20 protein-coding genes are annotated in these 21,864 nt (G+C 70.3%); 14 read left to right on the forward strand and 6 right to left on the reverse strand.

What is annotated here, in order from left to right; genetic code table 11:
* Positions 1–178: 178 nt before the first annotated feature.
* The 3 genes from OG322_RS29560 to OG322_RS29570 all read right to left on the reverse strand — a co-directional run bounded on the left by OG322_RS29560 (position 179) and on the right by OG322_RS29570 (position 2,990).
* The gene (locus OG322_RS29560) at positions 179–1,189 is read right to left on the reverse strand and encodes a COX15/CtaA family protein (protein WP_123469259.1); all 1,011 of its coding nucleotides are present in this window, start codon (positions 1,187–1,189) and stop codon (positions 179–181) included.
* A gap of 89 nt (positions 1,190–1,278) precedes the next feature.
* Positions 1,279–2,046 (reverse strand): ABC transporter permease, encoded by a 768-nt coding sequence (locus OG322_RS29565; protein WP_329307218.1) that lies wholly within the window; start codon positions 2,044–2,046, stop codon positions 1,279–1,281.
* Positions 2,043–2,990, reverse strand: a complete 948-nt coding sequence (locus OG322_RS29570) for an ABC transporter ATP-binding protein (RefSeq protein ID WP_329307219.1) — start codon at positions 2,988–2,990, stop codon at positions 2,043–2,045. The genes OG322_RS29565 and OG322_RS29570 overlap by 4 nt, the downstream gene beginning before the upstream one ends.
* 263 nt (positions 2,991–3,253) lie before the next feature.
* Between OG322_RS29570 and OG322_RS29575 the strand changes: the two genes are divergently transcribed.
* From OG322_RS29575 to OG322_RS29615, 9 genes are all read left to right on the forward strand, one after another.
* On the forward strand, positions 3,254–3,994 hold the full coding sequence (locus OG322_RS29575) for a helix-turn-helix transcriptional regulator (protein WP_123469253.1): 741 nt from the start codon (positions 3,254–3,256) through the stop codon (positions 3,992–3,994).
* Positions 3,991–5,412 (forward strand): Fe-S cluster assembly protein SufB, encoded by a 1,422-nt coding sequence (gene sufB, locus OG322_RS29580; RefSeq protein WP_123469251.1) that lies wholly within the window; start codon positions 3,991–3,993, stop codon positions 5,410–5,412. The genes OG322_RS29575 and sufB overlap by 4 nt, the downstream gene beginning before the upstream one ends.
* Positions 5,413–5,474: 62 nt before the next feature.
* Positions 5,475–6,656: a Fe-S cluster assembly protein SufD gene (sufD, locus tag OG322_RS29585; RefSeq protein WP_329307220.1), complete on the forward strand. Its 1,182-nt coding sequence runs from the start codon at positions 5,475–5,477 to the stop codon at positions 6,654–6,656.
* Complete coding sequence (locus OG322_RS29590) at positions 6,656–6,973, forward strand: bifunctional 3-phenylpropionate/cinnamic acid dioxygenase ferredoxin subunit (RefSeq protein WP_123469247.1); 318 nt, start codon at positions 6,656–6,658, stop codon at positions 6,971–6,973. The genes sufD and OG322_RS29590 overlap by 1 nt, the downstream gene beginning before the upstream one ends.
* A gap of 7 nt (positions 6,974–6,980) precedes the next feature.
* Positions 6,981–7,745 (forward strand): Fe-S cluster assembly ATPase SufC, encoded by a 765-nt coding sequence (gene sufC, locus OG322_RS29595; protein WP_123469245.1) that lies wholly within the window; start codon positions 6,981–6,983, stop codon positions 7,743–7,745.
* A complete protein-coding gene (locus OG322_RS29600) occupies positions 7,742–9,010 on the forward strand; it encodes a cysteine desulfurase (protein ID WP_329307221.1) in 1,269 nt (422 codons plus the stop codon). The genes sufC and OG322_RS29600 overlap by 4 nt, the downstream gene beginning before the upstream one ends.
* Before the next feature lie 20 nt (positions 9,011–9,030).
* The gene (sufU, locus tag OG322_RS29605; protein WP_164494306.1) at positions 9,031–9,486 is read left to right on the forward strand and encodes a Fe-S cluster assembly sulfur transfer protein SufU; all 456 of its coding nucleotides are present in this window, start codon (positions 9,031–9,033) and stop codon (positions 9,484–9,486) included.
* Positions 9,483–9,821, forward strand: coding sequence for a metal-sulfur cluster assembly factor (locus OG322_RS29610; RefSeq protein WP_056783575.1), 339 nt, complete (start codon positions 9,483–9,485; stop codon positions 9,819–9,821). The genes sufU and OG322_RS29610 overlap by 4 nt, the downstream gene beginning before the upstream one ends.
* A gap of 161 nt (positions 9,822–9,982) precedes the next feature.
* Entirely contained in the window at positions 9,983–11,377 is a 1,395-nt protein-coding gene (locus OG322_RS29615) for a DUF3616 domain-containing protein (RefSeq protein WP_123469857.1), read from the forward strand.
* A 188-nt stretch (positions 11,378–11,565) separates the two neighbouring features.
* Here the strand turns inward: OG322_RS29615 and OG322_RS29620 are convergent, their stop codons facing one another.
* On the reverse strand, positions 11,566–12,258 hold the full coding sequence (locus OG322_RS29620) for a TetR/AcrR family transcriptional regulator (RefSeq protein ID WP_123469855.1): 693 nt from the start codon (positions 12,256–12,258) through the stop codon (positions 11,566–11,568).
* Positions 12,259–12,309: 51 nt separating this feature from the next.
* Here OG322_RS29620 and OG322_RS29625 point away from each other — a divergent pair, with 51 nt between their 5' ends.
* From OG322_RS29625 to OG322_RS29635, 3 genes are all read left to right on the forward strand, one after another.
* Entirely contained in the window at positions 12,310–13,434 is a 1,125-nt protein-coding gene (locus tag OG322_RS29625; RefSeq protein WP_123469241.1) for an FAD-dependent oxidoreductase, read from the forward strand.
* Positions 13,341–13,562, forward strand: coding sequence for a DUF397 domain-containing protein (locus OG322_RS41670; RefSeq protein ID WP_123469238.1), 222 nt, complete (start codon positions 13,341–13,343; stop codon positions 13,560–13,562). The genes OG322_RS29625 and OG322_RS41670 overlap by 94 nt, the downstream gene beginning before the upstream one ends.
* A 135-nt stretch (positions 13,563–13,697) precedes the next feature.
* Positions 13,698–14,327 carry an alpha-ketoglutarate-dependent dioxygenase AlkB gene (locus OG322_RS29635; protein WP_329307222.1) on the forward strand — a complete coding sequence of 210 codons (630 nt, stop codon included), beginning with the start codon at positions 13,698–13,700 and terminating at the stop codon, positions 14,325–14,327.
* Positions 14,328–14,400: 73 nt separating this feature from the next.
* On the opposite strand, the gene OG322_RS29640 is transcribed toward OG322_RS29635, so the two are convergent.
* On the reverse strand, positions 14,401–15,189 hold the full coding sequence (locus OG322_RS29640) for an SDR family NAD(P)-dependent oxidoreductase (RefSeq protein WP_266412283.1): 789 nt from the start codon (positions 15,187–15,189) through the stop codon (positions 14,401–14,403).
* A gap of 121 nt (positions 15,190–15,310) precedes the next feature.
* Between OG322_RS29640 and OG322_RS29645 the strand changes: the two genes are divergently transcribed.
* Positions 15,311–15,892: a TetR/AcrR family transcriptional regulator gene (locus tag OG322_RS29645; RefSeq protein ID WP_123469232.1), complete on the forward strand. Its 582-nt coding sequence runs from the start codon at positions 15,311–15,313 to the stop codon at positions 15,890–15,892.
* Positions 15,893–16,046: 154 nt separating this feature from the next.
* Here the strand turns inward: OG322_RS29645 and OG322_RS29650 are convergent, their stop codons facing one another.
* On the reverse strand, positions 16,047–17,009 hold the full coding sequence (locus OG322_RS29650) for a hypothetical protein (RefSeq protein WP_124283794.1): 963 nt from the start codon (positions 17,007–17,009) through the stop codon (positions 16,047–16,049).
* A 313-nt stretch (positions 17,010–17,322) separates the two neighbouring features.
* Between OG322_RS29650 and OG322_RS29655 the strand changes: the two genes are divergently transcribed.
* Positions 17,323–21,864, forward strand: coding sequence for a DNRLRE domain-containing protein (locus OG322_RS29655; RefSeq protein ID WP_329307223.1), 4,542 nt, complete (start codon positions 17,323–17,325; stop codon positions 21,862–21,864).

The raw sequence follows: 21,864 nt of genomic DNA on the forward strand, positions 1-21,864 counted from the left end.
TCGCCGACGCCGGCGGTCCGGAGAGGTGCGCGCCGAAGCTGAAGGCGGCTCTCCGCGACGACACCGCCACCGTTGCCGCCGTGGTGCGCCTCTCGCCGCGCGACCGGCACACCGGTGAGCGGGTGCGCCGGCCCGCTTCGACGACAGCCACCTCTGCCGTTCGTGTGTCGGCGGCGGCTCAGGCTGTCGCGGGCTCCGGCTGCTCGGCGGCCGGGCCGGACACCTGGGCGGCGGCCACCGGCCGCTCGCGCTGCGACAGCAGGACGCGCACCACACCGATCCACACCAGGCACGAGCCGAACATGTGCAGCCCGACCAGGATCTCCGGCGTGTCCGTGAAGTACTGGACGTAACCGATCACACCCTGCGCCATCAGGATCAGGAAGAGGTCCCGGGCGCGGTGCAGCGGGCCGATGGGCGCGTCGACGGCCTTCAGGACGAACCAGAGCGCGACGGTCAGCGCCACCACGACCCAGGCGAGATCGGCGTGCAACTGCGCGATCATCTTCCAGTCGATCGGGATGCGGTGGACGTCGCTGGAGTCACCGGCGTGCCGGCCGGCCCCGGTGACCACCGTGCCGACCGCGATCAGCAGCCCGGCCGCGACCACCAGCAGCCAGGTCAGCTGCGAGACCGCCTTGCCGACCAGCGGGCGCGGCCGGGTGTCGCCCTCCCGGACGCGCTGCCAGGTCAGCAGGGCGAGGGTGAGGAGCGCGGTGGAGAGCAGGAAGTGCGCGGCGACCGTGTACGGGTTGAGGCCGACCAGCACGACGATGCCGCCGAGGACGGCGTTGCCCATGACCACCCAGAACTGCGCCCAGCCGAGCCGGGTGACGCTGCGCCGCCACGGCTTCGCGGACCGGGCGGCGATGATCGCCCACCCGACCGCCGCGCACAGGACGTACGTCAGCATCCGGTTGCCGAACTCGATGACGCCGTGGAAGCCCATGGCACTTGTCGCCGTCAGGCTCTCGTCGGTGCACTTGGGCCAGGTCGGGCAGCCGAGACCGGAACCGGTCAGCCGCACCGCGCCGCCGGTGACGACGATGGCGACGGCCATCACGACGGCCGACATCGCCGCACGGCGCACCGTCCGGGGGGACGGCGTCCAGCGTTCGGCGATGTACTGGAGCGGGTTTCGCACGGCTTGAGCGACTTCGGCTCGGGTCAGCTTGGGCACGCGCACCATCGTAGGCGGCCGCTTGTGCAAGCTTTCACGAGGGGGACGAGTTACCCGAAACGTCTACGGAGCGCATCCGGCGGCTCACGGACCCGGTATCACTCCCAGTGGAAGAACCGTGCCGCCGCGCCCAGGCCCAGCACCGCCCAGACGGCCAGGATGCCGAGGTCGCCCCACGGCATCGCCGCACCGTGCTGGAGTACGTCCCGCAGGCCGTCGGACAGGGCGGCGATCGGCAGCAGCCCCAGCACGGACTGGACCGCGTCCGGGAACTTGTCCAGCGGCACGATGACTCCGCCGCCGACCAGCAGCAGCAGGAAGACCAGGTTGGCGGCGGCGAGGGTCGCCTCCGCCTTCAGCGTCCCGGCCATCAGCAGGCCGAGCCCGGAGAACGCGGCCGTGCCGAGGACGAGCAGCAGCAGGACGGCGAACGGGTTGCCGTGCGGCGACCAGCCCAGCGCGAAGGCGATCACCGTCAGCAGCACCACCTGGAGCACCTCGGTGACCAGCACGGCCAGGGTCTTGGCGGTCATCAGTGCCCAGCGGGGCAGCGGGGACGCGCCGAGCCGCTTGAGCACCCCGTAGCGCCGTTCGAAGCCGGTGGCGATGGCCTGGCCGGTGAAGGCCGTGGACATCACGGCGAGCGCGAGGATGCCGGGGGTCAGGAAGTCGACCGACTCGCCCGAGCCGGTGTCCACGATGTCGACCGCGCTGAACAGGACCAGCAGCAGTGCCGGGATGACCACCGTCAGCAGCAGCTGCTCGCCGTTGCGCAGCAGCATCCGCGTCTCCAGCGCGGTCTGCGCGGCGATCATGCGGGGCAGCGGGGCGGCGCCCGGCCGGGGGGCGTACGTACCGGCGCTCATGCGCGCAGCTCCTTGCCGGTCAGTTCCAGGAAGACGTCCTCCAGGGTGTGGCGCTCGACGGAGATGCCGGAGGGCATCACGCCGTTCTGCGCGCACCAGGAGGTGACGGTGGCCAGCAGCTGCGGGTCGACCTGGCCGCTGATGCGGTACGCGCCCGTGCTGAGCTCGACCGCCTCCGAACCGTCGGGCAGCGCCTTCAGCAGGGAGCCGAGGTCGAGACCGGGGCGGCCGGTGAAACGCAGGGTGTTCTCGGCGCCGCCGCGGCAGAGCGTCTCCGGGCTGCCCTGGGCGATGAGCCCGCCCGCGTCGATGATCGCGACGTCGTCGGCGAGCTCCTCGGCCTCGTCCATGAAGTGGGTGGTGAGCACGACCGAGACGCCGTCGGTGCGCAGTTCCCGTACGAGGTCCCAGGTGGAGCGGCGGGCCTGCGGGTCCAGGCCCGCGGTCGGCTCGTCGAGGAAGACCAGCTCGGGGCGGCCGACGACGGCCATCGCGAGGGCGAGCCGCTGCTGCTGGCCGCCGGAGAGCCGCCGGTAGGTGGTGCGGCCGCAGCCGCCCAGGCCCAGGCGCTCGATCAGGGCGTCCACGTCCAGTGGGTGGGCGTGGAGTTTCGCCATGTGGCGGAGCATCTCGTCGGCGCGTGCGCCGGAGTAGACGCCGCCGGACTGGAGCATCACGCCGATCCGGGGGCGCAGCCGCGCCGCGTCGGTGACGGGGTCGAGGCCGAGGACCCGGACCGTCCCCTCATCCGGACGGCGGTACCCCTCGCAGGTTTCGATCGTGGTGGTCTTCCCGGCGCCGTTGGGGCCGAGGACCGCGGTGACCGCACCGGCGCCCATGCACAGGTCGAGGCCGTCCACCGCCGTCCTGTCGCCGTACCGCTTCACCAGGCCGCGGACCTGGACAGCCGGGCCGGACGGGGGTGGGGCGGGCTCGCTCTTCATGGGCGGTAAGTCTAGGCAGCCGCCGTCCGGGTCCCCGTCCCGGGGCTGGGCAGGCACTCCCCCGAGCTCGTGGCGTCGATCGAGCCGGGGAGACCCCGTCCGGCTCAGTCCTCCGCCCCGCGGCCGCACGCACCCGGTCCCGCTCCTCCACCCGCCCCCATGGCCGGTCGGTCTTAATTAGGTAACCCTAAGTGATCGATTCCACGGTAGATCGTTTCGGACCGTGGTTGTCAGGGCCGGATGAATTACGCAACAATGGCGTTGTGAAATACGTTGGCGAGGCTCCGCAGGAGGAACTCGCGACCGGTGAGCGTTCGACGCGCAACCGGATCGCGCGCTCCGTCCTGGACCACGGCCCGTCCACCGCCGCCGATCTCGCGAAGCGCCTGGGTCTCACCCAGGCCGCCGTCCGCCGCCAGCTCGATGCCCTCGTCTCCGACGATGTCGTCGAGGCCCGCGAGCAGCGGGTGTACGGGGCGCGCACCCGTGGCCGTCCGGCCAAGGTGTTCGCCCTGACCGACTGCGGCCGGGACGCCTTCGACCAGTCCTACGACGCGCTCGCCGCGGACGCCCTGCGCTGGATCGCCGAGACCTCGGGCGACGAAGCGGTCATGGCGTTCGCCCGTGCCAGGGTCGCCGACCAGTCGGCGGCCTACCGCGCGGCGATCGAGGACGCGGATCCCGAGACCCGTACGGAGGCGCTGGCCAAGGCCTTGTCCGCCGACGGGTACGCTGCTACGGCGCGTAGCGCGCCGGGCCCGCAGCAGGGTGAGCAGCTGTGCCAGCACCACTGCCCGGTCGCACACGTCGCCGAGCAGTACCCGCAGCTGTGCGAGGCGGAGACAGAGATCTTCTCCAGCCTCCTGGGGACCCATGTGCAGCGTCTCGCCACCATCGCCCACGGCGACGGGGTGTGCACGACCTACATCCCGCGCAGCGGCCACCCCACCTCACAGACCACTGATTCAGCATCCACAAGCAAGTCCGGGAGGAACCCCGCATGACGCTCCCTACGGAGACTGCCCATCCTGAGCTCGATGGCCTGGGCACGTACGAATTCGGCTGGGCCGACTCCGACGCGGCAGGCGCGGCGGCCAAGCGCGGCCTCTCCGAGGCTGTCGTCCGCGACATCTCGGACAAGAAGAACGAGCCCGAGTGGATGCTGAAGCTGCGGCTCAAGGGCCTCAAGCTCTTCGGCAAGAAGCCCATGCCGAACTGGGGCTCGGACCTGTCGGGCATCGACTTCGACAACATCAAGTACTTCGTGCGCTCGACGGAGAAGCAGGCGGAGTCCTGGGAGGACCTGCCCGAGGACATCAAGAACACGTACGACAAGCTCGGTATCCCGGAGGCGGAGAAGCAGCGCCTCGTCGCCGGTGTCGCCGCGCAGTACGAGTCCGAGGTCGTCTACCACCAGATCAACGAGGAGCTGGAGGCGCAGGGTGTCATCTTCATGGACACCGACACCGCGCTGAAGGAGCACCCGGAGCTCTTCAAGGAGTACTTCGGCACCGTCATCCCCGTCGGTGACAACAAGTTCGCCTCGCTGAACTCGGCCGTGTGGTCCGGTGGCTCGTTCATCTACGTGCCGAAGGGCGTGCACGTCGAGATCCCGCTCCAGGCCTACTTCCGTATCAACACGGAGAACATGGGCCAGTTCGAGCGGACGCTGATCATCGTCGACGAGGACGCCTACGTCCACTACGTCGAGGGCTGCACCGCGCCGATCTACTCCTCGGACTCGCTGCACTCCGCGGTCGTCGAGATCATCGTGAAGAAGGGCGGCCGCTGCCGCTACACGACGATCCAGAACTGGTCGAACAACGTCTACAACCTGGTGACCAAGCGCGCCGTCGCCTACGAGGGCGCCACCATGGAGTGGGTCGACGGCAACATCGGCTCCAAGGTCACCATGAAGTACCCGGCCGTCTACCTGATGGGCGAGCACGCCAAGGGCGAGACCCTGTCCATCGCCTTCGCGGGCGAGGGCCAGCACCAGGACGCCGGCGCCAAGATGGTCCACATGGCCCCGAACACCTCGTCCAACATCGTCTCCAAGTCGGTGGCACGAGGCGGCGGCCGCACCTCCTACCGCGGTCTGATCGAGATCGGCGAGGGCGCGCCGGGCGCGAAGTCCAACGTCCTGTGCGACGCGCTGCTGGTCGACACGATCTCGCGCTCCGACACCTACCCCTACGTCGACGTCCGCGAGGACGATGTGTCGATGGGGCACGAGGCGACCGTCTCCAAGGTCTCCGAGGACCAGCTCTTCTACCTGATGAGCCGCGGCATGACCGAGTTCGAGGCGATGGCGATGATCGTGCGCGGCTTCGTCGAGCCGATCGCGAAGGAGCTCCCGATGGAGTACGCCCTTGAGCTCAACCGGCTGATCGAGCTGCAGATGGAGGGTTCGGTCGGCTAGTACACCGACGACCGAATCCCCCCGACATCTGTCTGACTGAGAAAGCGAGCACTACGACAGCCATGGCTGAGGCTCAGAACATTCCGGCGGGTTCCACCACCGCCGGCTCCATCGCGGTGGCCGCCGAGTCGACCGTCGCCACGCGCATGAGCGCACCCCCGTCCTTCGACGTCGCGGACTTCCCGGTCCCGCACGGCCGCGAGGAGGAGTGGCGGTTCACGCCGCTGGAGCGGCTGCGCGGCCTGCACGACGGCACGGCCGTCGCCAACGGCGGCGGCGTGAAGGTCGCGATCGAGGCCCCCTCGGGCGTCACGGTCGAGACCGTCGGTCGCGACGACGCCCGGCTGGGCAAGGCCGGTACGCCGGTGGACCGGGTGGCCGCGCAGGCCTACTCGTCCTTCGAGCAGGCCTCCGTCGTCACGGTCGACAAGGAAGCCGTGCTCACCGAGCCGATCCGGATCGCGGTCCACGGCGAGGGCGGGGTGGCCTACGGCCACCAGGTCATCGCCCTGGGCGCCTTCGCCGAGGCCGTCGTCGTCATCGACCACACCGGTGACGCGGTGCTCGCCGCGAACGTCGACTACGTCCTGGGCGACGGTGCGAAGCTGACCGTCGTCTCCGTCCAGGACTGGGACGAGAAGGCCGTCCACGTCGGCCAGCACAACGCGCTGGTCGGCCGGGACGCCTCCTTCAAGTCCATCGTCGTCACCTTCGGCGGCGACATCGTCCGCATCCACCCGCGGATCGCCTACGCGGGCCCCGGCGGCGAGGCCGAGCTCTTCGGCCTGTACTTCACCGACAAGGGCCAGCACCAGGAGCACCGCCTCCTGGTCGACCACAACGCCCCGCACTGCAAGTCCAACGTGGCCTACAAGGGCGCGCTGCAGGGCGACGGCGCGCACGCCGTGTGGATCGGTGACGTCCTGATCCAGGCCAGTGCCGAGGGCACCGACACCTACGAGATGAACCGCAACCTGGTTCTCACCGACGGTGCGCGGGTCGACTCGGTGCCGAACCTGGAGATCGAGACCGGCGAGATCGTCGGCGCCGGCCACGCCTCCGCGACCGGCCGCTTCGACGACGAGCAGCTGTTCTACCTCCAGTCCCGCGGGATTCCCGCCGAGGAGGCCCGCCGCCTCGTCGTGCGCGGCTTCTTCGCCGAGCTGGTGCAGCAGATCGGCCTGCCGGACGTCGAAGCCCGTCTCCTCGACAAGATCGAGACCGAGCTGAAGGCGTCGGTCTGATGGCCTTCGTCAAGGTGTGTGCGCTGAGCGAGCTGGAGGACGACACCCCCAAGCGGGTGGAGCTCGACGGCACGCCGGTGTCCGTCGTCCGCACCGAGGGCGAGGTGTTCGCGATCAACGACATCTGCTCGCACGCGAACGTCTCACTGTCCGAGGGCGAGGTCGAGGACTGCATGATCGAGTGCTGGCTGCACGGATCGAGCTTCGACCTGCGCACCGGCAAGCCGTCCGGCCTTCCCGCGACGCGCCCCGTCCCCGTATACCCCGTCAAGATCCAAGGGGACGATGTGCTCGTCTCCGTCACCCAGGAGACCTGAGTCACCCATGGCAACGCTTGAAATCAACGACCTGCACGTCACCGTCGAGGCCGACAACGCCACGAAGGAGATCCTCAAGGGCGTCGACCTGACCGTGAAGCAGGGCGAGACCCACGCCATCATGGGCCCCAACGGGTCCGGCAAGTCCACCCTCGCGTACTCCCTCGCAGGCCACCCCAAGTACACGATCACCAGCGGCACGGTGACCCTGGACGGCGAGAACGTCCTGGAGATGACCGTCGACGAGCGCGCCCGCGCCGGTCTGTTCCTCGCCATGCAGTACCCGGTCGAGATCCCCGGTGTCTCGGTCTCCAACTTCCTGCGCACCTCCGCCACCGCCGTCCGCGGCGAGGCGCCCAAGCTGCGTACCTGGGTGAAGGAGGTCAAGGAGGCGATGGCCGAACTCCAGATGGACCCCGCCTTCGCCGAGCGCAACGTCAACGAGGGCTTCTCCGGCGGTGAGAAGAAGCGCCACGAGATCCTTCAGCTGGAGCTCCTCAAGCCGAAGATCGCGGTCCTCGACGAGACCGACTCCGGTCTGGACGTCGACGCGCTGAAGACCGTCTCCGAAGGCGTCAACCGGGTCCGCGAGTCCGGCGAGGTCGGCACCCTGCTGATCACGCACTACACGCGCATCCTCAAGTACATCAAGCCCGACTTCGTGCATGTCTTCGCCAACGGCCGCATCGCCGCGTCCGGTGGCGCCGAACTCGCCGACACGCTGGAGAACGAGGGCTACGAGGCCTACACGAAGGGTGGCGCTTCCGCGTGACTGACGCCCGACAGGGGCTCTCCGGCCTCCTCGACACCGAGGCGATCCGCAAGGACTTCCCGATCCTGGACCGCACGGTCCACGACGGCAAGAAGATCGTGTACCTGGACAGCGCTGCGACCTCGCAGAAGCCGCGCCAGGTGCTCGATGCCCTCAACGAGTACTACGAGCGGCACAACGCCAATGTGCACCGCGGTGTGTACACGATCGCGGAAGAGGCCACGGCGCTGTACGAGGGCGCCCGTGACAAGGTCGCCGCGTTCATCAACGCGCCCAGCCGCAACGAGGTGATCTTCACCAAGAACGCCTCCGAGTCGCTCAACCTCGTGGCCAACATGCTCGGCTGGGCCGACAAGCCCTACCGGGTCGACCACGAGACCGAGATCGTCACCACGGAGATGGAGCACCACTCCAACATCGTGCCCTGGCAGCTGCTCTCGCAGCGCACGGGCGCGAAGCTGAAGTGGTTCGGCATCACCGACGACGGCCGGCTCGACCTGTCCAACATCAACGAGATCATCACCGAGAAGACGAAGATCGTCTCCTTCACACTGGTCTCGAACATCATGGGCACGATCAACCCGGTCGAGCAGATCGTCCGGCGCGCCCAGGAAGTCGGCGCGCTGGTCTGCATAGACGCCTCGCAGGCGGCCCCGCACATGGTGCTCGACGTGCAGGCGCTGCAGGCCGACTTCGTGGCCTTCACCGGCCACAAGATGGTCGGACCGACCGGCATCGGCGTGCTCTGGGGACGGCAGGAGCTCCTGGAGGACCTGCCGCCGTTCCTCGGTGGCGGCGAGATGATCGAGACCGTGTCGATGCACTCGTCGACGTACGCCCCGGCGCCGCACAAGTTCGAGGCCGGTACGCCCCCGATCGCCCAGGCCGTCGGCCTCGGCGCGGCCGTGGACTACCTCTCGGCGATCGGCATGGAGAACATCCACCGCCACGAGCAGGCGATCACCGAGTACGCGGTGAAGCGCCTCCTGGAGGTCCCGGACCTCAGGATCATCGGTCCGGCCACCGCCGAGGACCGCGGGGCCACGATCTCGTTCACGCTCGGCGACATCCACCCGCACGATGTGGGCCAGGTACTCGACGAGCAGGGCATCGCCGTCCGGGTCGGACACCACTGCGCACGGCCGGTCTGCCTGCGGTACGGAATTCCTGCGACGACGCGAGCGTCGTTCTATCTGTACTCCACGCCCGCCGAGGTCGACGCCCTGGTGGACGGTCTGGAACACGTCCGGAACTTTTTCGGTTAGACAGCGGCGAGGGTTGACTGGTGAAGCTTGATTCCATGTACCAGGAAGTGATCCTGGACCACTACAAGCACCCCCAAGGGCGCGGCCTGCGGGACGGCGACGCCGAGGTGCATCACGTCAATCCGACGTGCGGTGACGAGATCACGCTGCGCGTGCGGTACGACGGCGAGACCATCGCCGATGTGAGTTACGAGGGTCAGGGCTGCTCCATCAGCCAGGCCAGCGCCTCCGTGCTGCACGAGCTGCTGGTCGGCAAGGAACTGGGCGAGGCCCAGAAGATCCAGACCGCGTTCCTGGAGCTGATGCAGTCCAAGGGACAGCTGGAGCCGGACGATGCGATGGAGGAGGTGCTGGAGGACGCGGTCGCGTTCGCCGGTGTCTCCAAGTACCCGGCCCGGGTCAAATGCGCGCTGCTGAGCTGGATGGCGTGGAAAGACGCGACGGCGAAGGCGCTGTCCGAAGGGAAGACGGCATGAGCGACAACGAGACTCTCACCACCAAGCCGGCCTCCGAGGAGGAGGTCCGCGAGGCGCTGTACGACGTCGTCGACCCCGAGCTGGGCATCGACGTCGTCAACCTGGGCCTGATCTACGGCATCCATGTGGACGACGCCAACATCGCCACCCTCGACATGACCCTGACGTCGGCGGCCTGCCCGCTGACCGATGTCATCGAGGACCAGGCGAAGTCCGCCACCGACGGCATCGTCAACGAGCTGCGGATCAACTGGGTCTGGATGCCGCCGTGGGGCCCGGACAAGATCACGGACGACGGCCGCGAGCAGCTGCGCGCGCTGGGCTTCAACGTCTGAGCGACACCGTGTGAGTGTGCGTCCGACGCACATGTGAACGGCCCCCGGCACCAGCCGGGGGCCGTTCTGTGTTGTTCGTCCCCCGTATCCCCGGCGTCCGCCCGCCGTTGGCACGAGAATCGGAACCTGCTTTGCGACACCACGCCGACGAGAGGTACACCGTGCTGCATCAGCTTGTCCTCCCTCACCGCCGGACCGTCGCCGCCGCGGGAGGTGCCCTGGCGCTGGCGGCCCTCGGTCTCGGCGCACCCGCGCACGCCGCGAGCTACGGGACGCCGACGATCACGCTGTCGGCCGGTTATCTCTCCGGCGCCGTCGGCGCGAGTGCCGACCCGGTGGTGACGGTCACCGTCGGGCAGAGCGGAGCCGATGTGTCCGCGCTCGGTGTGGCGGCGTCCGCCAGCTCCAAGTCGTCCGTCGCCGCGACCGGCGATGTGACCGTGACCGGGACGGGCGCCACCCGGCAGCTCCGGGTCGCCGCCCACGCCCGGGGCTACACCGACCTCACGATCAAGGTCACCGGCCTCGGCGGGAAGACCGCCACCAAGTCGCTGCACTACGCGGCGTCCGCCGCCGTGCAGAACGCCGCCGACACCCGCTACCTCACAGGCTCCTCGGACGCCTCGGCCGCCGTCGACGTCGGTGGCGGCTACGTGGTGGTGGCGGACGACGAGACCAACACCCTGCGCCTGTATGACAGTTCGGTCTCCGGCGCCCCCGTCCGCACGTGGGACGTCGCCTCGAAGCTCGGGGTGTCCAAGGAGATCGACATCGAGGGCGCGGCCCGGGTCGGGAACACGATCTACTGGACCGGTTCGCTGGGCAACAACAAGGACGGCGAGTACAAGTCCGACCGCAACACCGTCTTCACCACGACGGTGAGCGGCTCCGGCGCCGCCACCCAGCTGACCGTCGGCGGGAAGTACAAGAAGCTCCGCGACGACCTCGTCGCCTGGGACAAGGCCAACGGCAACCGCTACGGCTTCGCCGCGGGGACGGCGGACGGCGAAGCGCCCAAGCAGATCGACGGGTTCAACATCGAGGGCCTGGAGTTCGCACCCGGCTCGACGACCACCGCCTACCTCGGCTTCCGCGCCCCGCTCGTCCCGCCGAAGGGGGGCGGCAAGGCGCTGCTCGTGCCCGTCACCAACTTCGACAAGGTGGCCGGCTCCGGGGCGAAGGCGTCGATCGGCACCCCCGTCGAGCTGGACCTCGGCGGGCTCAGCATCCGCGACATCCGCAAGAACTCCGCCGACCAGTACCTGATCGTGGCCGGTTCCTGGGCTGCGGACGACAACTCCGACCCGTACGCCCTCTACTCCTGGGACGGTATCGCGGGACACGCGCCGCAGAAGCGGCTCGACCTGCCGACCACCGACCCGGGCGGCTGGGAGGCCGTCGTCGACGTCCCCGACCTGAACACGCCCGGCGCACGTGCCCAGCTGATCACGGACGCGGGCTCGGCCGATCTGTACGGGGACGGCACGGAGGCCAAGGACCTCGACCACGACGAGTGGAAGAAGTCCCGAGCCACCTGGTTCACCGTCAACGGCTGAACGGTAGCGGCGACCCCCGCGGTTCCCGCCCCGAACGAGCGTGCCCGCCGGCCCGACCGGCGGGCACGGTCGTCTCCTTGTCCCAGGCCGTCCGGCGTCAGAGCTTGCCGCTGAACCAGCCGAGCGGGCAGATGCGCAGTCCGGCGGCGTCATGCGGTGTCACGGATGTCACCTGGAGATCCCGGGCGTCACGCCGGCGGCCGGGTGAGTTTGGCGGCCACGGCGTCGAGGACCCAGTCCAGGCCGGTCGCGAAGGACGCCTCGGCGCCCACCTCCGTGCCGTCGTACACGGCCTTGGCCAGCGCCGGGAAGCGGCCCGTGGCCAGCATTCTCGTCACGTGCGGGCCGGAGGCGCGCTGCCAGTCGGGCTTCGACAGGCCCGTGGCGCGCTCGGCCCGCAGGTTCGCGATCTCGCGCCTGATCGCGCCGGTGAAGTAGGCGCTGACCGTCTCCACGGCGCGCATGACGGTGTCGATGTCGGCGAGCCCGTCGAGGGCGGCCAGCGTGGTCTCGGCCAGGGCGAGGCCGTTCGGGCCCAGGGCCGGGCGGCCGCCGAGGAGGTCGGCCAGCCATTCGTGGCGGAGAGCGGCCTGCCTGGTGCGGTGGGCGAGGACGCGCAGGGCCTCGCGCCAGTCAGCGGGCTGCTCCTCGGGGAGAATCTCGGCGTTGACCTCGTCCACCATGAGGTCGAACAGCTCCTCCTTGGTGGAGATGTATCCGTACAGCCGCATCGGCCCGGCGTTCAGCCGGGCGGCGACCTTGCGCAACGACACCGCCTCCAGCCCGCCCTCGTCGGCCAGCGCGACGGCAGCCGCGACGATCCGCTCCCGGTCGAGCGGCACGGGGCGAGTCGGCGGCTCCGGCCGGTCCCACACAGTCATGGTCACACCGTACTGTTGCGATGCCTCGTCCTGGCAGTACGGTGTATCGACATGAGACAGCGTATCGCCGTGATTGGAAGCGGCCCCGCCGGCCTTACCCTCGCCCGCGTCCTGCACCGCCATGATCACCCCGTCACCGTCCTCGAGCGCGATGCCGCCCCCGACGCCCGGCCCCCGGGCGGCGCGCTGGACCTGCACGAAGGGCTGGGCCAGCTCGCGCTGGAGAAGGCGGGACTGCTCGCGGAGTTCCAGGCGCTGTCCCGTCCCGAGGGGCAGGCCATGCGCATCCTGGACGCGGACGGGACCGTCCTGCGCGACTGGCAGCCCCGTCCGGGTGACCGGGCCAATCCCGAGATCGACCGCGGACAACTCCGTGACCTGCTGCTCGGCCCCCTGGACGTGCAGTGGGGGCGGGGTGTGACGGAGGTGGTGCCGGAGGCCCGGGACGGCGTGCTGGTCCGATGCGCGGACGGGCGACAGGAGACGTTCGACCTGGTGATCGGTGCGGACGGCGCCTGGTCCCGGGTCCGCCCGGCAGTCTCGTCCGTGACGCCGCACTACACCGGCGTCACCTTGGTCGAGAGCTCCCTCGACGACATCGACGCCCGCCACCCTGACCTTGCCGGGTTGATCGGCGACGGTTCCGTGGCTGTGTACGGCGTGAACCGCGCCCTCGTCGCCCAGCGCGGCAGCGGCGGCCACGTCAAGGTGTACGCCCAGTTCCGCGCGCCGCTGGACTGGCACACGAACCTGGACCTGGCCGACGTCGAGGCCGTGCGGTCAAGCCTGCTGGCTCTGTTCGACGGCTGGGCCGCCCCCGTCCTCGGCCTCCTGCGCCACGGCACCGCTTTCGTCCACCGCCCCCTCCACGTCCTGCCCGTGTCCCACACCTGGGCCCATGTCCCCGGCGTGACGCTGCTGGGCGACGCCGCCCACCTGATGCCCCCGCTGGGGGCGGGTGCGAATCTCGCGATGCTGGAAGGCGCCGAACTCGCCGAGTCCGTCGCAGCCGCCTCCGGCCCCGGAGATCTGGACGAGGCCGTCCGCGTCTTCGAGGAGCAGATGTGGGCGCGGGCCGGCAGGTGGGCGAAGATCACGGCGGCCGGTCTGGAACGCCTCGTGAGCCCGGACCCCGCTGCAGCCCTCGCTCTCTTCGACGAAGTCCAGCCGTCCTGACTGTTTCGCGCGGCACAGTCCCCGTCCGTGACTCCCGGCACCCGACCGGTCCGGTGCTGAACCTTCCCGCCGGTTCGTTCTCTTGTTTCATGGCGGGAGTCAAGGCCGGAGTGTGCGGCACCGCCTGACCGCCCGGTGGGGCCGATTGCCGGGCGATCCCTTGCCGGGGGTGCCTTTACGGACCGAGGCGGGTCTCGCGGTTCACCATCCGACCGGCCGTGCCGATTATTAGCGCACCTGTTCGATTCACGTACGCTGGACACATGGCAACGCACCAGCTCCAGGGATCACTCTTCGACCAGAGCGACGACGTGCGCCTGGGCCCGCTGGGCGGGATCCACCGGACGGTCCTCGGTGACGGGGCCTGGATCGACCTGCTGCCGGGCTGGCTCAGCGGCGCCGGAGTCCTGTTCGAACGGCTGGCCGCGGACGTCCCGTGGAAGGCGGAGCGCCGGCAGATGTACGAGAGGGTCGTGGACGTGCCCCGGCTGCTCGCCTTCTACCGGGCCGGCGAACCGCTGCCGCACCCCGTTCTCGACGAGGCGCGCCGGGCCCTGAGCGCGCACTACGCCGCCGAGCTCGGGGAGGAGTTCACGACGGCCGGCCTGTGCCACTACCGCGACGGGCGCGACAGTGTGGCCTGGCACGGCGACCGCATCGGACGGGGTGCCCGTGAGGACACGATGGTCGCCATCCTCTCCGTCGGCACCCCCCGCGACCTGCTGCTCCGCCCGCGTCACGGCGGCGGGACCGTCCGCCGCCCGCTGGGACACGGCGACCTGATCGTGATGGGCGGCTCGTGCCAGCGGACCTGGGAGCACGCCATCCCCAAGTCGGCCCGGTCGGCTGGAGGGCGTATCAGCATCCAGTTCCGGCCGCACGGGGTGCAGTAACCGGTCCCGGACCCCCTGAAGCGGCCGGCTTGAGCTGGGAAGCCGCGGGCCGGGCCGCGTCCTGGACGGTGTGTCAGACGGTCTTGACGGATCCGCCGTCAATCAGCAGGTCTGTGCCGGACACGCTGGCCGCCAGCGGTGAGGCGAGGTAGGCGATGGCCGCAGCGACCTCGGACGGTTCCAGCATGCGGCCGGTGGTCATGCCCATCGCGGCCGGGAGCTGAGCCAGCAGCTGCTCCTGGGTGACCCCCATGGAACGGGCCAGCTCCGCGCCGTAGCCGTCCGGGCTCTCCCACATCGCGGTACGCACCGCGCCCGGCGAGATGGTGTTGACGCGCACGCCCTGCGGTCCGAACTCCTCCGCCAGCGCCTTGCCGAAGGCAGTCAGCGCGGCCTTCGCGGTGGTGTAGGGGACGGGCCCGGCATGCGGCATCCGGGCGCTGTTGGAGGAGACGTTGACCAGCGCCCCGCGGCGGCGCAGCAGGCTGGGCAGCGCCGCCCGGCTGGTCCGCACGGCGGCCAGGAAGTTCAGGTCGAGGGACTGCTGCCACTGCTGGTCGGTGAAGGAGAGGAAGCCGCCGGTTTGGCCCTCTCCGCTGTCGCCGCCGCCGACGTTGTTGACGAGCAGGTCGAGGTCGCCGAACTCGGTGATGGCGCGGTCGATCAGCTGGGCAGGGGCGTCGGGGGCCAGCAGGTCCATCGGCAGGGCCAGGGCGCCGGTCTCCTTCAGCTCCGGGGTGATGGTGCGGGAGGCGGCTACCACCCGAACGCCTTCGGCGGTGAGCGCCTGGACGGTGGCCAGTCCGATGCCGCGGCTTGCGCCGGTGACCACGGCGGTGGTGTTCGTGAGCTGCAGATCCATGGAGGCACTCCTGTCGTGGAAATCAATCAATAGCGACTTCAGTGACGCCATAAAGCTAGTAGATGCAACATCAATGATGCAAGTAGTCCGCGATCGGCGTCCCCGATGTACTGTCTGATCCATGGAGACGAGAGGGCGCGCGCTGCGCGCCGATGCGGAGCGGACGGTGCGGACGATCCTGGAGGCGGCCGAACGCGTGCTGGCCGCCGACCCGGCGGCGACCATGGAACAGATCGCAACGGCGGCCGGGGTGGCCCGCACCACCGTGCACCGGCGCTTCGCCACCCGCGAGGCGTTGGTCGAGGCGCTGGCGGCCTGGGCGACCGAGCGGTTCCACCAGGCCGTGGAGGCCGCCCGCCCACTCACCTCCCCGCCGCTGGTCGCCCTGCACCAGGTGACCGCCAACGTCCTTCAGGTGAAGATCGGCTGGAGCTTCGCGATGAGCAGGACCGCTTCGTCCGGCCCCGAGGCGGCGCGCGTGCAAGCCGATGTCCTGGCCCAGTGCGATCAGCTCTTCCGACGCGCGCAGGAGGCCGGCCTGCTGTCCGCGGACACCGACCTGGACTGGGCCCGCCGGGTCTACTACGCCCTCATCCACGAGGCGGCCGAGGAAGGGCGGGAGGTCGTCGATATCGGCGCCGTCGACCAGTTGGCCGCACGTGTGGTGGACACCCTGCTGCACGGAGTCGGGGCACCGGGGTAGACCTTGCTCCGGCAGCGGAGACGGCGGGTCTCCCAGCCGGATGGTGACGGTGGTCTCGTCGTCCGTGACGTCGTCGATGGTGAGGCGGAGGACGCGGCTGACGGGTTGCGCGTGGAGAAGGAATCCGTGACCGCCCGGCTCTCCGCCCTACCGCTCACGCCCGGTGCAGGGGGCGATGGCGGCGGTGTCGATGTCGGTGCCGGGCCAGCGGCGACGCAACAGGGCCGCCGTGGACCGGCACCAGGCCGCCAGGTGGGGGAGTATCCGGTGCGCCTCGGCGGTGCGGGCTCCGGATTCCAGCAGGGCCACCATCTGGGTGCGGAAGTCGTTGCCGGGGCCGCGTGCGTCCAGCGACGTGAGACGGTCGGCGCGCGTCATCACCCAGACCATGGAAGCCGAGGCCAGGCCGAAGCCGAAACGCTGGTCGTCCTCGGCCTCGGGGGACCGTCCGGGCAAGGGCCCGGCGGAATGCCTCGACCTGGCCCGGCCCCGATACCGCCGACCAGTTCGGGCCGGGGACCGCGAAGCCGGTCGCGGCGGTGAGGGCATGGCGGAAGCCCGCCCTCTCGAAGTCGATCAGCCGGCCGCCGCCGCTCGGTCCGGTCAGGACGTTGTGTGACTCGGTGTCGCCGTTGGTCAGGGCCAGGAACGGGCCGGGATCTGCCAGTTCGGCCACGGCCGCTTCCAGATCGCGCTCCGCTGCGGTGGGCAGCGGGACGCCGAAGGCGGCGGCCCGGGCGAGCCCGTTCCGCCAGAGGCCGGTGCAGGCGTGTTCCCGGTCGCCCAGCTGGCCGGCGCCGGTGCCCAGTGCCGTGCGGCGGGCGTTGAACAGCGCGGCGCGGCCGGCGGATGCGGCGGCCGGCTCGCCCATCGAGGAAGCGAAGGCGGTCAGTTCGGCGTCCAGGGCCGGGGTGTGGCCGTCGCGGTGCAGCAGTCCGGCCAGTTCGGTGCGCGGGTACAGGTCCTCCAGCGCGAGCAGGCGGGAGTCCGGTGAGGCGGCGTGCAGGCCCGGTGCGAGGTCGAGACGGAGGTCGTCGGCGATGAAGTCGAGCGCGGCCTGCTCGCACCGCGTCAGCTCCGCGGCGGAGCGAGGCCGTATCCCCCGGGGCGGAGGCATTTCAGCCACCTCGCGGCCTCACCCCGGCGAGACCCACCCAAAGATCGTCACATGTGGATCGTTGACTCATGACCATGGTCCCAAGGGCCGACCAGGGCAGGGGAGATGGACCAGGGGGCCACGAGATCCGGCACATGCAGTTCGCCAGCACCGGAGCGACATATTCCCTTTGTGGGCATGACATGTGGAGACCTAGGATCAGCCGTCCTTCGACCATCATCAACTTGAGGGATTCCCTGTGCATCAATCCGCGCAGCTCACCCCGGCCCCCGGCCGACGAAGACGCTTGAGACGACTAGCCCTGGCGGCAGGCTTGTTGGCCGCTCTCGTGTGCGCCCCGCTGCCCCTGCTCAACGAGCTCGCGTTCGCCGAGGATGCCGATCCGGCGGCCGAAGCGCCTGCGGAGCAGCGGACGAACGGCGCCCGGAGCGAGATAGTCTCCGAGCGCACCGATTCGACCACCACCTGGGCCAACGCCGACGGCACCACCACCGTCGAGGCCTACACCGGCCCGATCCGGGTCAAGCAGCCCAACGGCAGCTGGCGGCCCGTCGACACCACCCTCGTGGCGGAGGACGGCGTGGTGAGGCCGAAGGCCGCTGCCGCCGATATCACCTTCTCCGGCGGCGGTACGGGCGAACCGCTGGCCGAGGTCACCCGCGGCGGCCACACCCTCGGGCTCGACTGGCCCGGCAAGCTGCCCGAGCCCCGCCTGGACGGTTCATCCGCCGTCTACCCCGGTGCTGTCGAGGGCGGCGACCTCGTGGTGACCGCCCTCAAGGAGGGCTTCTCCCACTCCGTCGTCCTGCACGAGCGCCCCGACGGCCCGGTCAGTTACCGACTGCCCGTCTCGACCGACGGCCTCACCCTGCATGAGACCGCCGACGAACGCCTTCGCTGGAACGACAGCAGCGGCCGTACGGTGGCCACCGCGCCGCTGCCGGTTATGTGGGGCGCGGACGAAGATCCCGCCTCCGGTGAGCCCGAGGACATCGCGGCCATCGACGTCACGATCGAGCGGGACGCGGACACCGGCGGCCAGGTCTTGGTTCTGGAACCCGACCCGAAGTTCCTCGCCGACCCCGATCTGCGGTACCCGGTCACCATCGACCCGACCGACTCCCTGCTCGGCCCCGTGACCGACACCTGGGTTCAGTACGACGACTACCTCACCTCGCAGCGCGGCTCGACCGAACTGAAGGCCGGTACCTACAACGGCACCGAGAAGGCCCGCTCGTACCTGAAGTTCGACGCGGCGAAGTACGCCGGCAAGCACGTCCTCGACACCGACCTGCGCCTGTACTCGTACTACTCGTCCACGTGCGGCACCACCAACTCCGGCAACCAGGTACGCCGTATCACCTCGGCCTGGGACCCCTCGGCCATCACCTGGGCCGAGCAGCCCACGACGACCACGACCGGCGCCGTGACCTCCATGGCGGCCAAGGGGTACAACGCCGGCTGTCCGGCGGGGCACGTCTCCTGGGACATCGACGGGATCGTCCAGGCCTGGGCCGACGGCCAGCCCAACGAGGGGGTGCGGATCGCGGCCGTCGATGAGACGGACCCCCTGACCTGGCGCCGCTACTATTCGGCGAATCAGACGGACGGCTCGCACAACGCCGCCTACGAGCCCTCCCTGACGGTCACCTACAACTCCAAGCCCGCAACCGCGGCGGCCGTCTCCCCGCTGTCGGGTACCTACACCTCGGACACCACGCCCACACTGTCCGCGAAGGCCACCGACGCCGACGCCCAGCAGCTCACCCTGACCTTCGAGGTCTGGGCGGCGAACGGCACCGCGGCCCTGCAGTCCGGCACGTCCGCCTCCGTGGCCTCCGGAGCGGTGGCGACCCACACGGCCGGCACCCTGGCGTCGGGCGGCTACAAGTGGCGGGCCAGGGCGTCCGACGGCACTGACGCCGGGGCCTGGTCGGGGTGGCAGACGTTCACCGTCGACACCACCGTCCCGTCCACCCCCGCCATCACCTCCACCAGCCACCCCTCGGCGTCGGCCTGGTACAGCGCCACCACCTTTTCGGGCGCGCTTGCCGCGACCGACGCCTCCGGCGTGAGCGGATACGCCGTCAAGCTCGACCAGAATCCGACGACGGCCGCCGGATTCACCGTGACGCAGACCGCTGCCGCCGTGAACTGGTCCGGGCGCGCTGACGGAACCTGGTGGGTGCACGCGGCCGCCAAGGACAAGGCGGGACTGTGGTCCACGACCCAGCACCGTGGCTTCAACGTGGACGCCACCGCCCCGGGCGCGCCCGGCGGCCTGGTCTCCTCCACGCACCCGGTGACGACCAGCGCGTACGCCGGGCGCACCGCGTCGTTCGGCTGGTCGGCGCCCACCGACCTGTCCGGCGTCGCCGGTTACGCCGTCAGCGTGGACCGCGTTGCGGACACCCTGCCGGCCGGCAGCGGCACCGTGCAGGCGACGACGAAGTTCACCACGACCGTCGACGCGGACGGTACCTGGTACGTGCACGTGCGGGCCAAGGACCAGGCGGGCAACTGGTCGTCCAGCGCCGCGCACCTGCCGTTCCGGGTCGACACGACGCTGCCGCCGAGCCCGGTGATCAGCTCCTCCACGCATCCCGACCAGACGGGCGCGTACAGGAGCGGCTCCTTCCAGGCGGCCTGGACCGCGCCCTCCGGCGCCTCCGCCGGGTACAGCATCGTCGTTGACGCCACCAGCGACACCGTGCCGGACAGCACGTCGGAGACGACCGGTACCGCGTACACGACGACCCGTGCCGAGGGCACCTGGTACCTGCATGTGCGCGGCATCGACGGCAACGGCGTGGCCGGGGCCACCTCGCACTACCGCTTCACCGTCGACACCACCGCGCCCGGCGCCCCTGCCGTGGTCTCGACGGCCTACCCGTCGGACGCCTGGGCGGGCGGCGCACAGGTGACCGGGGCGTTCACGCTGACGCCGGACGGCGCCGACACCCGCATCCTGACGTACCGGATCGACGGCGGCTCCGCGCAGAGCGTCACCACCAGCGGCGGCCCGGTGGCGCTGCCGGTCACCCCGGCCACCGAGGGCAGCCACCAGCTCGTCGTCACCGCGACCGACCGGGCCGGCAACGTATCGGCCGCGGCCAAGCGCGCCTTCCACGTGGGACAGGCGGCCGTCACCGCACCCGCCAACGGCGAGGTGCTCGTCGGCTCGGCCGACCTCGCGGTCGGAGCGCCGGCCTCGCTGACGGAGGTCACGTTCCTGCAGCGGTCCTCGTCCGCCGACCCGTGGCAGGTCATCCCGGCCTCCCAGGTCACTCGCGCCGACGGCACCGCCGTGACCTGGCCGGTGCCACTCGCCGGCGGCTCGGCGCCAAAGCTGCTGTGGGACACCTCGTCCCTGTCCGGCAGCGGCGGTCGGCAGATCGGCGCCCGCTTCGGCGGACCGTACGGCCCGCCGGAGGCCGAACCGGTCTCGGTGATCGTCGACAGGGTCGAGGTCATCGAGGGCGGATCGGACGACGGCATGCAGGAGTCGCAGCCGGCCAAGGCCTACGCCCTGGAGCAGGCCGAGACGCGCGCGGCGAACAGCCCCGACACCTTTGCCCCGCCCTACGTCGACCCGGCCACGGGTGATCTGGTCGCGCCGGTGGTGCAGGCGGCCTCGGCCGACGAGGCGTCCGCACCGATCCAGGTGACGCAGGCCCCGGCCGACGAGGGCAGCGGAATGCCCGCCGCTGACACGGAGGACGGCACCAAGCCCGACACCGAGACCACCGAGACGGAGACTCCGGCGCCACCCGCCGACGGGGCCGAGGAGTCCACCGGCGAGGAGTCGTTCGAGATGCCGCAGGACACCACGGAGACGACTCCCGCGCCCGCCGGGCCGACCGTCACCGAGGAGGTTGCCCCGCGCGCCGAGGTGGTGGAACACAGTGTCACCGCGCTGGAGTCCGTGCGCGACGAGGTCCTGCAGTTGCCGGAAGCGGAACTGCCCGGCGTGAGCGGGCTGCGCGTGGCGTCCGTGGACGCCGCGAACAACCGTGTCGTCGTCAGGACCGAGGCGGCCACCCCGGCGCTGGTCATGGCCCTGGGCGACCGGTACGGTACCGACACCGTGGCCGTGCAGGTCGCCCCCGGCGTCGACGCACTGGAGCCCCAGGCGACCCGTTACAACGACACCTCGCCCTACTACGGCGGGGCACGTTTCTACTCGCAGCTGACCGTCAGCTCGGCGTCGTGGTGCACGGCGGGCTTCCCCTGGAGGTACAACGGCAATTGGTACATGGTGACCGCAGGCCACTGCACCACCGGCAACGGTGCCGTCCTCAACCCCAGCCAAAGCGACTACATCGGTCCCGTCGTGCGGGACAACTGGAAGAACGGGTACGGCTCGGTGAAGCTCTCCGGCCAGAGCTACTACGCGGGTGACCTGTCGCTGTACCGGGTCAACAGCGACAGCTCCGCGTCGGCCCGGATATACAAGGGCGGCAAGACGTCCAGCTCGTCGCGCCCCGTCCACGACTACTGGCGGCGCTGGGCGCAGAGCGGTGACAAGGTCTGCACGGGCGGCATGATGACCGGCGAGAAGTGCGGCTGGAAGGTGACCGACACGCAGGTGACCGTCCACTACTCGGGGGGTACGACGGCCAAGAACATGGTCGTGGCCAAGAAGACGTCCGGCTCCTGCACCATCAACGGTGACTCAGGCGGCCCGGTGTACACCGTCGATGGCAGCGGACGCGCCTTCGCCAAGGGCATCATTTCCGGCGGCGGGGGTGGCGGCGGCGACAACAGTGGCGGTTTCTTCGACCCGTGCTGGCTGTACTTCACCGATATCGGGCTGGCCAACAGCGCCTTCCCCGGCACAGTAGCGAGGTATTGA

The sequence above is a fragment of the Streptomyces sp. NBC_01260 genome, from assembly GCF_036226405.1.
Lineage (GTDB): Bacteria > Actinomycetota > Actinomycetes > Streptomycetales > Streptomycetaceae > Streptomyces > Streptomyces laculatispora.

What these genes read in the sequence shown, in the direction of transcription:
- sufD (WP_329307220.1), top strand. Translation starts at nt 5,475, where the DNA reads ATGGCTGAGGCTCAGAACATTCCGGCGGGTTCCACCACCGCCGGCTCC.
- OG322_RS29625 (WP_123469241.1), top strand. Translation starts at nt 12,310, where the DNA reads ATGAGACAGCGTATCGCCGTGATTGGAAGCGGCCCCGCCGGCCTTACC.
- sufC (WP_123469245.1), top strand. Translation starts at nt 6,981, where the DNA reads ATGGCAACGCTTGAAATCAACGACCTGCACGTCACCGTCGAGGCCGAC.
- OG322_RS29635 (WP_329307222.1), top strand. Translation starts at nt 13,698, where the DNA reads ATGGCAACGCACCAGCTCCAGGGATCACTCTTCGACCAGAGCGACGAC.
- OG322_RS29590 (WP_123469247.1), top strand. Translation starts at nt 6,656, where the DNA reads ATGGCCTTCGTCAAGGTGTGTGCGCTGAGCGAGCTGGAGGACGACACC.
- OG322_RS29565 (WP_329307218.1), bottom strand. Translation starts at nt 2,046, where the DNA reads ATGAGCGCCGGTACGTACGCCCCCCGGCCGGGCGCCGCCCCGCTGCCC.
- OG322_RS29560 (WP_123469259.1), bottom strand. Translation starts at nt 1,189, where the DNA reads ATGGTGCGCGTGCCCAAGCTGACCCGAGCCGAAGTCGCTCAAGCCGTG.
- OG322_RS29570 (WP_329307219.1), bottom strand. Translation starts at nt 2,990, where the DNA reads ATGAAGAGCGAGCCCGCCCCACCCCCGTCCGGCCCGGCTGTCCAGGTC.
- OG322_RS29620 (WP_123469855.1), bottom strand. Translation starts at nt 12,258, where the DNA reads ATGACTGTGTGGGACCGGCCGGAGCCGCCGACTCGCCCCGTGCCGCTC.
- OG322_RS29645 (WP_123469232.1), top strand. Translation starts at nt 15,311, where the DNA reads ATGGAGACGAGAGGGCGCGCGCTGCGCGCCGATGCGGAGCGGACGGTG.
- OG322_RS29650 (WP_124283794.1), bottom strand. Translation starts at nt 17,009, where the DNA reads ATGCCTCCGCCCCGGGGGATACGGCCTCGCTCCGCCGCGGAGCTGACG.
- OG322_RS29640 (WP_266412283.1), bottom strand. Translation starts at nt 15,189, where the DNA reads ATGGATCTGCAGCTCACGAACACCACCGCCGTGGTCACCGGCGCAAGC.
- sufB (WP_123469251.1), top strand. Translation starts at nt 3,991, where the DNA reads ATGACGCTCCCTACGGAGACTGCCCATCCTGAGCTCGATGGCCTGGGC.
- OG322_RS29610 (WP_056783575.1), top strand. Translation starts at nt 9,483, where the DNA reads ATGAGCGACAACGAGACTCTCACCACCAAGCCGGCCTCCGAGGAGGAG.